A 14,305-nucleotide genomic window follows, 5' to 3' on the forward strand; every position below is an offset into this window, starting at 1 on the left:
TTTCTGTTTTATGCGGTTTATTTTTTGTATTTTCAATGACGAAATAATTACGTTTACAAAAATGAAACGCCACTATCTTCGTCCCTCTTATAGTGAGTTTTTCGTTTGAAAACAAAAAACTTTTTTCACCTTACGTTTGAAAAAAACATATGTAAAATTCTCTAAAACAGCTGCCTTATCATACTAATCTATAGCAATTCTGTCTTCTTCCCTTACCTGTTTCCTTTAACACATACGATTTTAAAACAAGCGCCGTTAATGAATCTGTTAATGTTTTATATGATAAATTTGATAATGCCAATAGATCGTTCGTATATAACATTCTATGCTTCTCTAATAATAATAGCACTAATCGTTCAGACGGTTTTAATGCCTCATCACTTTCTAGTATAAAGTCTATATTTTTCATTTCTCTAATTATTACTCCTTATATAAAAAAATACTTTAGGTGCTAATTTAATATAAAAATAATACACAACAAAATTTGAAATATATTAAAATAACATTACTTTAGGACACTATTATACTATAACATATAAAAAGCATTTGCCGAAATAGGAAATGCTTTTTATATTGCTTATATAATTCTTCAAAAACCACATTTAAAAACGGTTAGTCATTCTCTAAATATGAATGACTAACCGTTTTCCAGCTTCTTCTCAATTAACATGTTTTACCTTAAATATTTATTGCAATATGCGGCTTACTGTAACGACTTGTTCCACCGCCACCTACTACTACTTTACCGCCTTTTTCAAAAATTAATAATTTTACTTGAACCATCTGCAAGAAGCACTATTACTTCAGCATTATTACTTGTTGCTACATAAATTACATAACCACTCTTTGATATACAAGTTTCCCAATTCGCATCAAATTCTGATCTTACTACACGATTTGAATACACTTGATTTTCAATTCTATCTTGTTCTACGTTTTCCAAATTTATTCTCTCCTCTTCCCTGTATAGTTATATATATTAAAATAGCGACCGATTTTAACATAAATAGTATATGTAATTAGTAGGAGAATGCTTAGACAATGGAAACGAAATAGACTTCAAAAATTTTACAATTGAAACTTCTCTTTAATCATTTCCGCTACTTCTTTTGCACTCAAATACGTGTTATTAATTTTTATATACTCTTCTTTTTCAATTTCACCATGAAGAGAGTTTAATCTATGCTTTTTCATCGTCTCTTTCAAATTATTTTGAGACCACTCAATATCTCTTTTTTTCGGTTTATGTTCTAATCTATTCAGACTTTTATTCCGTTCTAATCTTTCATCTAATTCCGCTTCCAGCTCTATAAAATACACTGTCCCACCTTTTGATTCAAAAATACTTTCTACATAATGTATATAATCCCAATCCGATTGGAGGTCAAATGCCCATATATACGTAAAAATCATTCCAGATAAATCACTTTTAGATACTTCTTCAAATATTTCATTACGAAATAAACTTACTAGCCTTTTTGCTTCTGTCGTACTGTAATCAAAAATTGGACTTACTAAATCAATTGTCATGTGGTTATGAAAAAGTTTTAAACCGGTTAATGTTGCTAATTCTTGACCCACTGTCATTTTCCCAACTGCTTGTGGGCCAAATATTAATATAAGTTTCATTTATTTCCCTCCGATCTTTCTCTATAAACAATTACATAAAATTAAAAATAAGGCAGCCGATTTTTAATCGATTGCCTTATTTTTTTATTCATAGTATTAGTTCTATTCTTTTCGCACAGCTTCAAAAGTAAACATTTGATTTGCATTTGACGGTTCGTTTTTATAAGCATATTCAGCAGAGCAAGTAATATTAGAGAAACCTATACTTTCTAACAGAAGTTTAAACTCTTCTATTCCATACCAACGTACCGCAAAGCGTTGTAGTTCTGTTTGTACTAACTGTCCTTTACTCCACTTTTCATATTTCAAATATGATACAGTAACTTGGTTCAGCCAATCTATTTCAATTGATTTATTTTCTAATGTGATTCCGTCTCCGCTCGGCAAAGAAAAAGTCGATGTATGAATTTCCCCAGTCTTCCAGTCATACGGAAGCATAATATCTACGATTAATCGTCCGCCTGGATTAAGATGTTCATAAAAATATTTCAATGCGTTTATAGAATCGACACGATTTTCAATTAAACAAAAAGATCCAGTAGGAATGATAATTGCCTCATATTTATGCGGAAGTGATAATTGTTGCAAGCTTCCTTCATATAAATTAGGATGTAAGCCTCTCTCTTTACAGCGCTTACGGCAAGAATCTAGCATTTCAGGTGAATAATCTATCCCATCTACTGTAAAACCAGCCTCTAGAAGTGGAATGATGACACGCCCTGAACCTACTGCAGCTTCGAGGATTCTTCCTCTACAATCTTTTAAACGTTCTTTGTAATACTCAATATCACCATTTAAAGAATAACCGACTGGTTTTGTGTAATCATACAGTTCCGTACAAAGTGTACTATAAAAACTAAACATTTATTTTCTCCTCCGTTTTTACGTACGGAAGATTTCAATTCAACTAATCTTCCTGTACCTCGAATTTTAATGAGATTTTGAAAGAGCTGACTGTCATAATATATCACTCACTTTCCATAGAATATAATGATATTGTATTACATAACCTTCCAATTTGAAATATAAAAATTAAAAATTCAGACTGTAAATTAAAGAGCTTACTTTAGTAAGCTCTTTAGAAAAAATATTTATTTCACAATCGGCAATGTCACTTCACTTAATTTCACTGTAAGTTTCGTTCCAGCTTTCGGTCTAATTGTATAATCATAATCACTTGCAATTAAAACAACTCCGATTTGATGCCCCACTTTAAATACATAATCATCTGGCTGCATGTCCCATGTAAATGTATAATCTTTGCCCGGTTGAATCGCCGTTGAATTTTCTATACTCTTTAAGTTTTGTGGATCCATCCAGCCTCTCGTTACGATTTCCGGCTTCGCTCCTCCATAGTCAACAAGTAATGCTGTTAAATTTGATACAGATTGATCAATATTTCCTGTAATTGAAATATTTGGCATACCACTTATACGCGTATCTTTTTGCAGTACAGGCATTGTATATACTAATCGATTGGCTACTTCTAATTCTGGGTTTGCTACTAATTGATTTGATTTTATTTGTGCATCATCTACGAATGAGAAAACTTTATTAACCGATCCCATACTTAGTCGCAAATTGACTGATTTATTACTTAAATACATACGGATTTTTGAAGGTACAGCCGCTGGATCTGGCCAATTTTTTATCTTTTGCCACGATTTATTTTCTCTTTGCACATCAACCATTGGTTCATCCATAATTCCATTTTCAATTCCGTACAACCAATAATCTAACCATTTATTTTGTGTTTGCTGCCAGTTATTACTTGATGTCCCACCATGAACACCTTGGTGTAGCCACATTTTACGAGGTACATCATTTTCTCCAAGAGCATCCCACCATTGTGCGAACTGTTTCGTCTTAACATTCCAATCGTTTAAACCATGAACAACAAATACACTCGCTTTTACATTTTTAGCATCTTTTACATAATTTCTTTTATCCCAAAAATCGTTATAATTACCCGTTTTCCGATCTTGTCCAGCAGTAAGTTCTGTCATTATCGGACCACAAACTTCTGAATTCTTTCTTGTCAGTACTGCTTCTGCCATATTATCTGTATCTTCTCCTTGATATCCGCCTGGAGCAATGACTGCACCATTTGCACGATAATAATCATACCAACTACTAATTGCTGCGATTGGAATAATTGTTTTTAAACCTTCAACTCCAGTAGTCGCAACAGCATTTGGTAATGTACCATTATAAGAAACGCCAGTCATACCTACATTTCCTGTAGACCAATTTGCCTGAACTTCCTCACCCTGTTCTGTAAATGCTTTCGCGCGACCGTTTACCCAATCAATAACAGACTTTGTACCGAGTATTTCTTGTTCATCTCCAGTTGTAGGGCATCCATCTGATTTTCCAGTACCGATACTTTCGCCTAGAATAACTGCATAACCTCTTGGCACGTAATAGTTCCCATACGAACCAAGATTAACTGCTCCATACGGTTTTCCTTCATACGCATACAATTCTTCATCTACATTATATACAGGAACATCTTTTAATCCAGATCGATATGGACTCATTTCATAAATAACAGGAACCTTCACATTCGGATCTGTCTTTGGACGCATAACTTTTATCGATACTCTGTCTTTCTTACCGTCGCGATCACTATCAACTTCTGTCTCTACATATAAATTTTCGATAATAGCTTCATCGAGAGAATAAATCGGCTTTGTCATCCCATTTTCTAATTCAATTTTCGTATTTTTAGTCTCTTCCTTATTCTCTGCATGCACATCCATAGTAAAGCTAGGTATAATTGTTGCAGATAGCATTGCTGACAGTGTAATTGCCATTTTCTTTTTACTCAAAATGTTCCCTCCCCTTATTCGTTCTCTTTTACTATATAAAAAATAACTGAAAATTCAGTTTTATTTTTATATAAAAGTTGAGAAACTCAAAGATTTCTTATTAAGTAAAATTTAATGCAGGTGTGAAAGTATTTTCCCACTCCCCCCTTCTTTATAAAGTGAAACTGTAATCAGCACTCACCAATCGGGCATTTACGAGCAGCAGGGCCCCCGCCTAACTTCTTTGCTTCCGCTAAATTTTGAGGTGGGGGTCTTACTGCCCGGCAAATAGCGGGATAAATAGAGGAAAAGACAACCGATATTTCTATCGATTGTCTTACATTCCATTTATTATTTTTCTAACTCTTTAAAGGTATCTTTCAAGTCTTTATCAGATACCTTTATATCTGCATTTTTAAGCAGATCTCTAGTAACTTGTTGATGGAATTGAGGATCTTGTATACGTTGCTGTTCTAATTCTTTACGAATATTCTCTTTCTCTTCCTCATACGGTTTAAGCTCTTTTTTATCCGTTAACTTAATAATATGATATCCGAAGGAAGATTTAACAGGTTCACTCAATTGACCAACTTCTAACTTATATGCAGCATCCTCAAATTCTTTCACCATCATACCTGGTCCAAATTCAGATAGTTCTCCACCTTTCTCTTTAGAACCTGGATCCTCTGAATATTGTTTAGCCAATGCCGCGAAATCTTCGCCACTATTTAATTTTTCTTTAATTTCTTTTGCTGTCTTTTCATCTTTCACTAAAATATGGCTAACTTGAAGCTTTGGCTTATAGTGATCTTTAAAATCTTTTTCCGTTACGGTTGCTTTAATAGCTTTTTCAAAAGCGAAAGTAAGCTTTAATTTCTCTTTCAACTGATCTTCATTTTTCACACCATTAGATTCCATATATGTATTAAAATTATCGCCCATCTTGTCTTTTAATTCTTTTAGTTGTTTCGTTACCTCTTCATCCGTAACTTTATATTTATCATCTAATACTTTCTCTACTACCATTTCAGATAAATTCTGTTTACCGTAGTTTTCTTTTAATTTTTTGTTAAAATCACTTTCTGAAATGCTTCCTGATTTTGTAGTTACAATATTATCTGATGAACCACATGCGGATAAAGATAACGTCATCCCCATTAAAATGCTACCTATTACTAATTTCTTTCTTTTCAAATCCGAATACCTCACTTCATTAAATTCAAATGTAACTATGTAAATGTAACGTTTCCCTGTGAACTTCACGTGAATTTAATGAAAGTAGAACATTTGCTAATTCTCCATTTAATACATCAATTTTGAAAATTATGGTGATTCATCCTGTATCGCTAACCTCTAAAGCTGCAAAAAGGACTAATATTTTCATTAATCCTTTTTCACATTTATATAAAATTGAATTTCTCCATCTATAGAGGAAACTCCATATTCAAAACCATGTCTTTCTAAAATACTTTTCACTATCGCTAGTCCTAATCCTGTACCTGATTTTTCTTTACTACGAGAAAATTCTAGTACGTAAAAAGGCTCCCAAATTTTATCGATATCTTTAATTTTTTCCGTATGAATGCCATTTTTTATTTGAAAATATATACTTTTATTTCTATCTTCTAAAGTAATTATTATGTTTTGATTTGCTGAATATTTTATTGCATTAGAAATTAAATTTTGAAACACCATTCTCATTTTATTTAAATCTGCATAAACGATTGTATCGCTCGTATTACAGTTTACTTGCAAGTTAATTTCTTTCGAATCCAGTTCAATCTGATGCTTATCTAATATACTCTGGACCAGTGGTTCAATAGGGAATTCTTCTTTTTGTAAAATATCTCTTTCTAGTTTAGAAAATCGTAATAGTTCTTCAATTAAGTTTGATATTTGATCTGTTTGTTTAATAATTGTATCTACGTAAGTCCCATCATCTAGTCCATCTTTAATCCCCATAGAGTATGCTTTTACTAATGCGATCGGTGTCTTTAATTCATGCGTCACATCACCCATAAATCGTTTTAAATGTTCATTACGATCAGTTAAATCTTGATGTGCTTCATGTAGTTTTTCGCTCATGATATTAATACTATTGGCCAACTCTCCTATTTCATCATTCGTTTTCACTTTCGTTCTTTTAAACTGCAAATGTGAAATATCCTGAGCTACATCACTCAGCTCTTTCAGTGGCGTCGTTATTATTTTTGAAAGTATCCACACAAGTAAAATAATAAGAAGCAGCGAGAAACATACGATGTATAAGTAAAATGTATTTAACGTACTTATAATTTCATTTGAATTCGCAATAGAAGTCCCAATTAAAATTATCGTATCATCTTTCGCAATATATTTAGCAAAAAAACTCGCTTTTACCTTTCCTTGATCGTACAGTTTATTCGATTGCCCTTCCGTCTTCACTTTCATGACTTCGTCTTTCGTAATCCAAAGCTTATTTAACGTCACTTTCTTTTTCGTAAGTTGCATGCGTAATGCTTCGTTCATAGCATCTTCTGACTGATTAATTGGCGTATACGCAATTGTAACGTTGTTTTCACTTTCAATTGTATGAATAACATCCTCTATATTTTCCACTGTTGTATTTTGTATTTGTGTTGTAAATTTATTTAAGTTTTCACGTGTTTTATAAATATTATAGTTCGGTAAGAGATTGTTAATGCATAATAACGAAATCATAAAGATGAGAATAACAGTTGCAGAAATACTGAAAAATAACTTTTTTCCAAGTTTATTCACTTTGTTCCTCCAAACTATAGCCCAGCCCGCGATGCGTCTTAATAATATTTTCTCCAATTTTTTTACGCAGCCTTCTTACATGTGTATCAACAGTTCTCTCTTCTCCAAAATAGTCAAATCCCCATACAATATCTAGCAATTTTTTACGAGTTAAAATCGTTCCTTTATGATTTAAAAAGCATTTTATTAATTCGAGCTCTGTTTTTGTAATTTCTAACTCTATATCATTTTTATATACTTTATTTTTGGCGAAATTTATCTTTACATCTTGTACTTGAATAATATCATCATGCTGAATAAGCTTTTTCGCTCGTGTAATTAGTACTCCTGGATGAAATGGTTTTTTTACGTACTCATCTGCCCCACTTTGAAGCGCTGCTAATTCATCTTCGCTTTCACTTTTCGCCGTAAGCATTAACACTTTTACGCTTGAATTCTTTTTTATTTCCTGACAGACAGTAATACCACTATGTTTCGGCATCATCCAATCCAAAATTGCTAAATCAATTTTTTCATCATAAAACATTTGAAGTGCTTCCTCTCCGTCTTTCGCTAATAAAACTTCGAAGCCTTCTTTTTCAAAATAAGCTTTTAAAATTCTTAACATATCTTGTTCGTCATCTGCAATTAAAACTTTCATATTTTTTCCTCCACTGCTTTTAAACAAAAACCAATTGTATCATACAACATCTTTGTTACATGAATGTGACAGAAAAATATTTAAAGCTTTTGAGGGGATAGTAATGGTGAGGTGTTGTATTATGATAAAAAAAATCGGGGTCATTTCTCTTCTTTTATTTCTATTATCAACAAATGCGTTCGCAAAAACCAATCAACAAATGGAAGTATTTGATTGTCAAAAAGAAATGGTCATTCAAAAACAATCTTTAGATCCAGTAATCCAAAAAGAAGCAGTTCAATACGCTAAAGCAATAACCGGTCCATTTAAAAACTTAAATGTCGTTCCAAAAGATGGCTATATGATAAAAATCCCATTATCTAAGCCGGTTTCTATTACTAATCAATGGTTACACACTACAATAGACGAAGTACTTATACTGCTCCCACTAAATGAAAAGCCTTATATTATGCTTTATGATGATGAAAATAATCCGCATTTTTATTATGTAAAAGGTAAACCAGGATTATTATTGAAACAAATGAACGTTAAAACGTAATTGACTGAAAAGGAGTCACCTTATAAGCTAAATTTTAAAAGCTAAGGTGCTCTTTTTTATAATAACAATTTAGTAAATGAAATTATAAAAGTTGTTTTTTAATATAAGGGTCGCAACTTCATATATATCAGCGATTTTTAAGATATATCGATTTACCAACAAAAACCCTGTCCGTAGCTATTCTTTGGATAGCAATCTCTATAATAGTTTGTAGTGACTCGATCCCTTATATAATCCCCCTTTTACAAATCCATTTGCAGTATAAAACACATCCCCTTGCTTCGTGTCAGCATGTAAAACAATCACTTCAAAATACTTTTCCGCATGACATAATAGTTGGTTTAATAATAAGTTCCCTAACCCTATACGCCGATAATCCCTTGAAATATAAAATCTCCTTAACCGCCCAATCTTATTGTCTTTTGTGTACGGATCCTCATTTAAACCTCCAACTCCAATTAACATATCACCTTGGAAAACACCATATAAACATTCTCCAGTTTTATTGAATACATTTATTTTGTTTTTATATTCATTTATTAGTCTTATAAGGAAATTAAAACCTTCTTCTTCACTATCTTGAACGAGATGACTGAATTCATACTCCATTAAATTTTCTATTTTTTGAATATGTATATCTTTCAAGTCCATTCCCCCTAAGTATGAAAACACATAAAAATGCTCGAGAATCATTTATTCTGAGCATTTTTATGGTTGTTACTTTATGTAATTCATAGCGTGCGTATTCTTCACTTCAGATAATATCCCCTTCAACTCCATTAAATCATCTATTACTATATCAGCCTGAGCAAGTTCATCTTCTTGCGCAAAATCAAAATTGCACCCAATTGCAAGTAAACCGTTGTCTTTCGCTGCATTTATATCAGATAGCCGGTCACCAACTACCGCTGCCTCTTTTATATCATATTTGTTCATAATACTTTTAACTAAGTCACCTTTATTTAGCGATTGTATTTGTTCAATACTAAACGTTTCAGTCACCCACTTGTCTAAAGCATAATAAGTTACGATTGCTCGTAAATATTCAGTTAAACCATTACTAGCAATGTAAATTGAACAATTATTTTCTTTTATATATGTAAATATTTCTTTTACATTTGAATATAAAGCGCCTTTTCCGCTTTTTATGTTTTCAATTAGTCTATCTAAAAAATATGCATCTGTTTGTTCTCTTACTTCAATAGAATGGTCCGGTAATAAAGCTTCCCAAACTTGCGGTAACGGCACACCCATAATTTCTCTATATTTATTAATTGGTGTTACTGTATCCCATAGTTGTAGTGATCTTAAGTGATTGAAAGTATCATCTAACGATAATTCTAAAATTTTATCTGTTTGAAATAACGTTCCGTCCATATCAAAAATTAACGCTTGTAACATCTCATTCTCTCCTTTTGAACTATAGTACAGTTTTACTCTTTATATTTTTAAGCATCTCAATAATAATTTCTGAGCAATAATTCGCAGCAGTTTTCGCGAAGTCATCATAAGAAATTTGAGCTTCATCATCTGCGCTGTCAGAAATACATCTTATAATGAGAAACGATATATCATTTATATAGGCAACATGTCCAATTGCTACCCCTTCCATTTCTGTACAATGAGGTGCGTATTCGTCTATTAATTTCGCCTTTAACTTTGAATCTTCAACAAAACATTCACCGCTGATAATTCTTCCTTCATGAACTGCAATCTGTAAACTACTACTAATACAAGCTTTACGTGCTAACTCTACCAATTCCTTACTTGCAATAAATTGCTCTTGAAACGGAAATAAGTTTTTCATTTGAGTTTTACTTACATCATGATGAGTAACATTCGTTGAAATAACTATATCGCCGACTTTTACATCTGAATGTAATCCGCCAGCAACGCCCGTATTAATGATAGAGTCTACATCAAATTTATGAATTAATGTTTGCGCACATGCAGCTGCATTTACTTTCCCTACACCAGAACGTGTAATAATTACTTCTATTCCCATGAATTCTCCAATATAAAAAGGCATTCCCGCTATTGTCTGTTCCTCTTGTATAACTAGTTTTTCTAAAAGTAAATCTATTTCAATTTGCATTGCTCCAATAATGCCGATTCTGTTCATGTATGTAGTCTCCTTTATTAATTAATCCCTTTAATCCTCTCAGACATAACCGACAATAAAAATTTCGGAAGTACAAGTTGTCTCTTTAACCTTTTCGGCTGTGAGAGTAACCTATACAGCCATTCAGTTCCAGTATCCCTCATCATTTTCGGTGCTCTTTTTACAGTACCAGATATTATATCAATCATGCCTCCGATACCAATAGATAGCGGAACGTTTAATGTTTGTATGTTTTCATAGATGAACTCTTCTTGTTTTGGTGAACCTAGTCCTACGAGTAGTAAATGCGGCTTGAATTGCTTAATTTTCATTTTTATTTCTTCTATTTCTTCACCATTTACAAATCCATGCTGTCCTTTAAACTGCGCTCCTGGGAACTGCTCATTTAATTTTTCTAATGCCTTTTTATTACTTTCTGGAGCGGCTCCAAAAAGAAAGACACGATATTCATTGTCGTTACAATATTTTATTAAATCGTGAGTTAAATCCGCTCCAGTAACACGTTCTTTCAAAGTTCCTTTTAATATTTTCGAGCCAATTATGACACCAATCCCGTCCGCTGTTATTAAATCCGCAGATAGTAACATCTTTTTAAACTGCTTTGATTTTTCCGTATTTTCCTTTGCAGACATAACAATTTCAGGATTTGCAGTTACTACAAACCTTGGTTTCTCTTGTTGTTCATGTACCCAACCTTTTAATAAACTTATAGCTTTTGCATATTCTAAAGTTGAAAAAGGTATACCTTTTATAAACTGTTGATCCACTATACTCTCCCCTTATATAAGCTGCAAATATTCATCAATGTCTTTAGAAATTTGAATAAAAGCTTTATTCCAAAATTCATAATTTCTTATATCTATTTCAAAATGTTTTTTCATAAGCTTCTCTACTGGAGCCTTTCCTGTTTCTCGTAAAAACTCTTTATATTTCGAATGAAAAGTACTTTTACCTTCTTGAGCTATTTCTAATAAGCTAAAACTTACTAAATATCCAAATGTGTATGGATAATTGTAAAAAGGAACATCTGCTATATAAAATTGAATATATTTCATCCATACAAACCGTTGGTATTCACTTAAAGCATTTCCATATGCTTCTTTTTGTGCCATTATAGATAATTTCTCAATTTCATCAGCACTTAATGGACCCTCTTTACATTTTTCATAAAATGTTTTTTCAAACTGATACGATGCTCGTATTGCCATTACATAATTAAAACTATTTCTTATTTTCCAGCTAAGCAATGCCTTTTTCATATCTTTACTATCCGTTGTTTCAATTAGATAATTTAAGAGTACCGTTTCAAAGAAAATAGATGCTGATTCAGCCGTACTCATCGGCAAATAATCATCTAAAAAAGATGTAGATTGTTCAAAACTCATATTATAAAAATGCCAAGCATGTCCTAATTCATGAGCGAGCACTCTTACACTATCTATACTCCCATCATAACGCATGGAGATTCTCGATTCTTTCTCACTGAAAAATGGAGCACAAAACCCACCTGGTGGTTTATTCTCTCTCGGTTCAGCATCTATCCATCCACTTTCTATCGCATTACGTGCAAATTCTGCTAATTCTTCATCAATATTCTTACATGCATCATAAACGTTTTGTACTGCTACTGAAAAAGGAATAGTAACCTCATTACTTTCCTTTACTGTCATAAGTTCATGCCATGTAATCGAAGCTTTCCCTTTCTTATACACGTTTAAAGCACTTACTAATTTATCAAGGTTTTCTTCTGTCACATTCCACATTTGTAATAATACAGTTTCTGAAATGCCATTTGCATGAAAAGATTGTGTTAAAATCTCTCTATCTTCTATTTCATTACTCTTTATATTACGCAATCTCCCTATTTGATTTAATACAGTAGCAAAGATTTCTTTTTCCTTATGTAAAGTACTTGTAAGTAACTCGAATACTTCTAATCTTTCCTTTTCATTATCACTATTCATTGCAATATTATTTGCTTGTCCAAAGGATAATTGTTTATTATTGTGCTCTATTTCTATCCTATCCCGTAATTGTATGTACATATCTTCCCACGCACTAAGTTCATTTTTTATAAACTTAATATTAATATTATCGGAAGTTTCTACTTCACTATGTTTTATTATTTGCTGTACTTCACTTTTTAGTTCCTTCACTTTCACATTCAATTTAGTAAGGTCAGATGAAACACTTTCTTCAACCCATTGACAATACAAATAGTATTCTGCTTTTTCAATAGCTTGTATAAGCTTTGAAAGAACCTCTACATCTTTTGTTACAAAATATTGCTCTTTCAACTCTAAAATCGGAAATAGAATATCCTCATTCAAATACAATCGATTTAAATCCCATCTAGCAATTTCTTGCATTTTTATAGCCGCCTCCTATTTTTACAAATAGTTACAGATATTTCTTCCTACACAATTATATATGAAATAAAAAAATTTCGATATCCTTAAATATTCAGATTCCTATAAATGCATTCTTATTTATATCTTTTCTTCTACCATAAAGTATCATTTCACATATAAAAAATAATCCCTCTACAGGATTGCATTTGATATAGGCTAACTTCAAAGGTTTCATCTTCATCCATACCATATCGACCGATTATCACAGATTAAAAAATAAAAAAGGATTGATCAAAAGATCAGTCCTTTACTCTACTTCATTTAAGAAAAATAACGTTATAACGCCAGGACCTGTATGTGCACCGATTGCTGCACCAATTGTATTTACGATAAATACTTCACAGCCAAATCTTTCCGTAATTAATGCTTTTAATGCTTCAGCTGTTTCTAAATCGTCACCGTGAGTCATACCGATTGTTTGACCTTTAAGGTCTTTACCACGCTCTTCCATAATATCAACAATACGGCTTAATACTTTCTTTTTCCCTCGTACCTTTTCAAGTGGGACAAGTTTTCCTTCTTCCACGTTCAAAATCGGCTTAATGTTTAATAAACCACCGATAAATCCTGCTACTTTACTTAAGCGCCCGCCTCTAACAAGGTACTGTAAGTCAGCTACAGTGAAGATATGTTCCATATGGTTCATTAGAAAAGCGACACGGTTTAATATGTCTTCTTTTGATGCGCCGTTTTTTGCCATTTTAGCAGCTTCTAATACGACAAGCCCTTGACCAAGCGAAGCACATTTCGTATCAATAATTTCTAAATCTAAATCTGCATATGTTTCTTTTACTTCCTCTTTAATGACAACTGATGATTGATATGTACCAGACAGTTCAGATGAAAAAGCTAAATATATACAAGGATTACCTTCTTTTGCATAAGAAACAAATTTTTCTTGGAAAGTTTCAAGTGAAGGCAATGACGTTTTATAAACAGCGCCTTCTCTCATTTTTTGCAGTAATGTAACTGACTCTAATGTTACTCCATCTAAATACTCTGTTTCTACTTCATCATATACACGGAGTGGAATTAAATCAATATCATATGCTTGCAGCAATTCTACTGGTAAATCCGCCGCACTATCCGTAATGATTTTAACACCCATTTTTAAACCTCTATTCTGTTATAAATATAAAATAATAAAATAAAAATAGTACTTTTAAATTATATACGTAAAACTTAAATGAAGAAAGGAAAACACTTTATATTGTATGCACTATTCTTCAAAACTTGAACTATTAATGAAAATGGTTCTATTTTAAACACCTTTTTCTTATCATTTTTCAATAACACGAATAATTTTATAAGTATTTTGTATCATCATATTTTAATTCTTTATCTTAATATAATCTTTTCAAATTTATACTGTTTAAAATTTATACTGTTTAAAAT

The 14,305-nt window shown here is 32.0% G+C and carries 14 protein-coding genes and 1 pseudogene; 1 reads left to right on the forward strand and 14 read right to left on the reverse strand.

Annotation, left to right across the window (positions count from 1 at the left end; translation table 11 throughout):
* Window positions 1-178: 178 nt before the first annotated feature.
* The 8 genes and pseudogenes from DN403_RS15555 to DN403_RS15590 form a co-directional block, all read right to left on the reverse strand.
* Window positions 179-409 (reverse strand): hypothetical protein, encoded by a 231-nt coding sequence (locus DN403_RS15555; RefSeq protein WP_000789031.1) that lies wholly within the window; start codon window positions 407-409, stop codon window positions 179-181.
* A gap of 269 nt (window positions 410-678) precedes the next feature.
* Window positions 679-943 (reverse strand): annotated as a pseudogene (locus DN403_RS15560) (hypothetical protein).
* 125 nt (window positions 944-1,068) lie between these two features.
* Window positions 1,069-1,629, reverse strand: a complete 561-nt coding sequence (locus tag DN403_RS15565; protein WP_000767067.1) for an AAA family ATPase — start codon at window positions 1,627-1,629, stop codon at window positions 1,069-1,071.
* Window positions 1,630-1,731: 102 nt separating this feature from the next.
* Complete coding sequence (locus DN403_RS15570; protein WP_000490920.1) at window positions 1,732-2,493, reverse strand: class I SAM-dependent methyltransferase; 762 nt, start codon at window positions 2,491-2,493, stop codon at window positions 1,732-1,734.
* Window positions 2,494-2,720: 227 nt separating this feature from the next.
* Entirely contained in the window at window positions 2,721-4,460 is a 1,740-nt protein-coding gene (locus DN403_RS15575; protein ID WP_000038313.1) for a Xaa-Pro dipeptidyl-peptidase, read from the reverse strand.
* Between the two features lie 330 nt (window positions 4,461-4,790).
* Window positions 4,791-5,633, reverse strand: coding sequence for a peptidylprolyl isomerase PrsA (locus tag DN403_RS15580; RefSeq protein ID WP_002082628.1), 843 nt, complete (start codon window positions 5,631-5,633; stop codon window positions 4,791-4,793).
* A gap of 189 nt (window positions 5,634-5,822) precedes the next feature.
* Window positions 5,823-7,199 (reverse strand): sensor histidine kinase, encoded by a 1,377-nt coding sequence (locus tag DN403_RS15585; protein WP_001037225.1) that lies wholly within the window; start codon window positions 7,197-7,199, stop codon window positions 5,823-5,825.
* Window positions 7,192-7,839 (reverse strand): response regulator transcription factor, encoded by a 648-nt coding sequence (locus DN403_RS15590; RefSeq protein ID WP_000865984.1) that lies wholly within the window; start codon window positions 7,837-7,839, stop codon window positions 7,192-7,194. Before DN403_RS15590 ends, DN403_RS15585 begins: the two co-directional genes overlap by 8 nt.
* A gap of 121 nt (window positions 7,840-7,960) precedes the next feature.
* Here DN403_RS15590 and DN403_RS15595 point away from each other — a divergent pair, with 121 nt between their 5' ends.
* On the forward strand, window positions 7,961-8,377 hold the full coding sequence (locus DN403_RS15595) for a hypothetical protein (protein WP_000591760.1): 417 nt from the start codon (window positions 7,961-7,963) through the stop codon (window positions 8,375-8,377).
* A 198-nt stretch (window positions 8,378-8,575) separates the two neighbouring features.
* Here the strand turns inward: DN403_RS15595 and DN403_RS15600 are convergent, their stop codons facing one another.
* The 6 genes from DN403_RS15600 to DN403_RS15625 form a co-directional block, all read right to left on the reverse strand.
* Window positions 8,576-9,070: a GNAT family N-acetyltransferase gene (locus DN403_RS15600; protein WP_074789869.1), complete on the reverse strand. Its 495-nt coding sequence runs from the start codon at window positions 9,068-9,070 to the stop codon at window positions 8,576-8,578.
* A 24-nt stretch (window positions 9,071-9,094) separates the two neighbouring features.
* Complete coding sequence (locus DN403_RS15605; protein WP_000938432.1) at window positions 9,095-9,778, reverse strand: HAD hydrolase-like protein; 684 nt, start codon at window positions 9,776-9,778, stop codon at window positions 9,095-9,097.
* A gap of 19 nt (window positions 9,779-9,797) precedes the next feature.
* The gene (locus tag DN403_RS15610) at window positions 9,798-10,499 is read right to left on the reverse strand and encodes a 5'-methylthioadenosine/adenosylhomocysteine nucleosidase (RefSeq protein ID WP_074789871.1); all 702 of its coding nucleotides are present in this window, start codon (window positions 10,497-10,499) and stop codon (window positions 9,798-9,800) included.
* A 17-nt stretch (window positions 10,500-10,516) separates the two neighbouring features.
* The gene (locus DN403_RS15615) at window positions 10,517-11,266 is read right to left on the reverse strand and encodes a WecB/TagA/CpsF family glycosyltransferase (protein ID WP_016077553.1); all 750 of its coding nucleotides are present in this window, start codon (window positions 11,264-11,266) and stop codon (window positions 10,517-10,519) included.
* 12 nt (window positions 11,267-11,278) lie between these two features.
* Window positions 11,279-12,868 carry a M3 family metallopeptidase gene (locus DN403_RS15620; RefSeq protein WP_149185569.1) on the reverse strand — a complete coding sequence of 530 codons (1,590 nt, stop codon included), beginning with the start codon at window positions 12,866-12,868 and terminating at the stop codon, window positions 11,279-11,281.
* Window positions 12,869-13,157: 289 nt separating this feature from the next.
* Complete coding sequence (locus tag DN403_RS15625; RefSeq protein WP_000538299.1) at window positions 13,158-14,018, reverse strand: DegV family protein; 861 nt, start codon at window positions 14,016-14,018, stop codon at window positions 13,158-13,160.
* Window positions 14,019-14,305: the final 287 nt, after the last annotated feature.

The organism is Bacillus sp. AY2-1, from assembly GCF_008368965.1.
In the GTDB taxonomy this organism is placed as follows: Bacteria; Bacillota; Bacilli; order Bacillales; family Bacillaceae_G; genus Bacillus_A; species Bacillus_A thuringiensis_S.

Excerpts from the sequence above, each read along its gene's own strand:
- DN403_RS15570 (WP_000490920.1), bottom strand. The coding sequence starts at position 2,493 with ATGTTTAGTTTTTATAGTACACTTTGTACGGAACTGTATGATTACACA.
- DN403_RS15605 (WP_000938432.1), bottom strand. The coding sequence starts at position 9,778 with ATGTTACAAGCGTTAATTTTTGATATGGACGGAACGTTATTTCAAACA.
- DN403_RS15595 (WP_000591760.1), top strand. The coding sequence starts at position 7,961 with ATGATAAAAAAAATCGGGGTCATTTCTCTTCTTTTATTTCTATTATCA.
- DN403_RS15610 (WP_074789871.1), bottom strand. The coding sequence starts at position 10,499 with ATGAACAGAATCGGCATTATTGGAGCAATGCAAATTGAAATAGATTTA.
- DN403_RS15600 (WP_074789869.1), bottom strand. The coding sequence starts at position 9,070 with ATGATTCTCGAGCATTTTTATGTGTTTTCATACTTAGGGGGAATGGAC.
- DN403_RS15565 (WP_000767067.1), bottom strand. The coding sequence starts at position 1,629 with ATGAAACTTATATTAATATTTGGCCCACAAGCAGTTGGGAAAATGACA.
- DN403_RS15555 (WP_000789031.1), bottom strand. The coding sequence starts at position 409 with ATGAAAAATATAGACTTTATACTAGAAAGTGATGAGGCATTAAAACCG.
- DN403_RS15620 (WP_149185569.1), bottom strand. The coding sequence starts at position 12,868 with ATGCAAGAAATTGCTAGATGGGATTTAAATCGATTGTATTTGAATGAG.
- DN403_RS15590 (WP_000865984.1), bottom strand. The coding sequence starts at position 7,839 with ATGAAAGTTTTAATTGCAGATGACGAACAAGATATGTTAAGAATTTTA.
- DN403_RS15625 (WP_000538299.1), bottom strand. The coding sequence starts at position 14,018 with ATGGGTGTTAAAATCATTACGGATAGTGCGGCGGATTTACCAGTAGAA.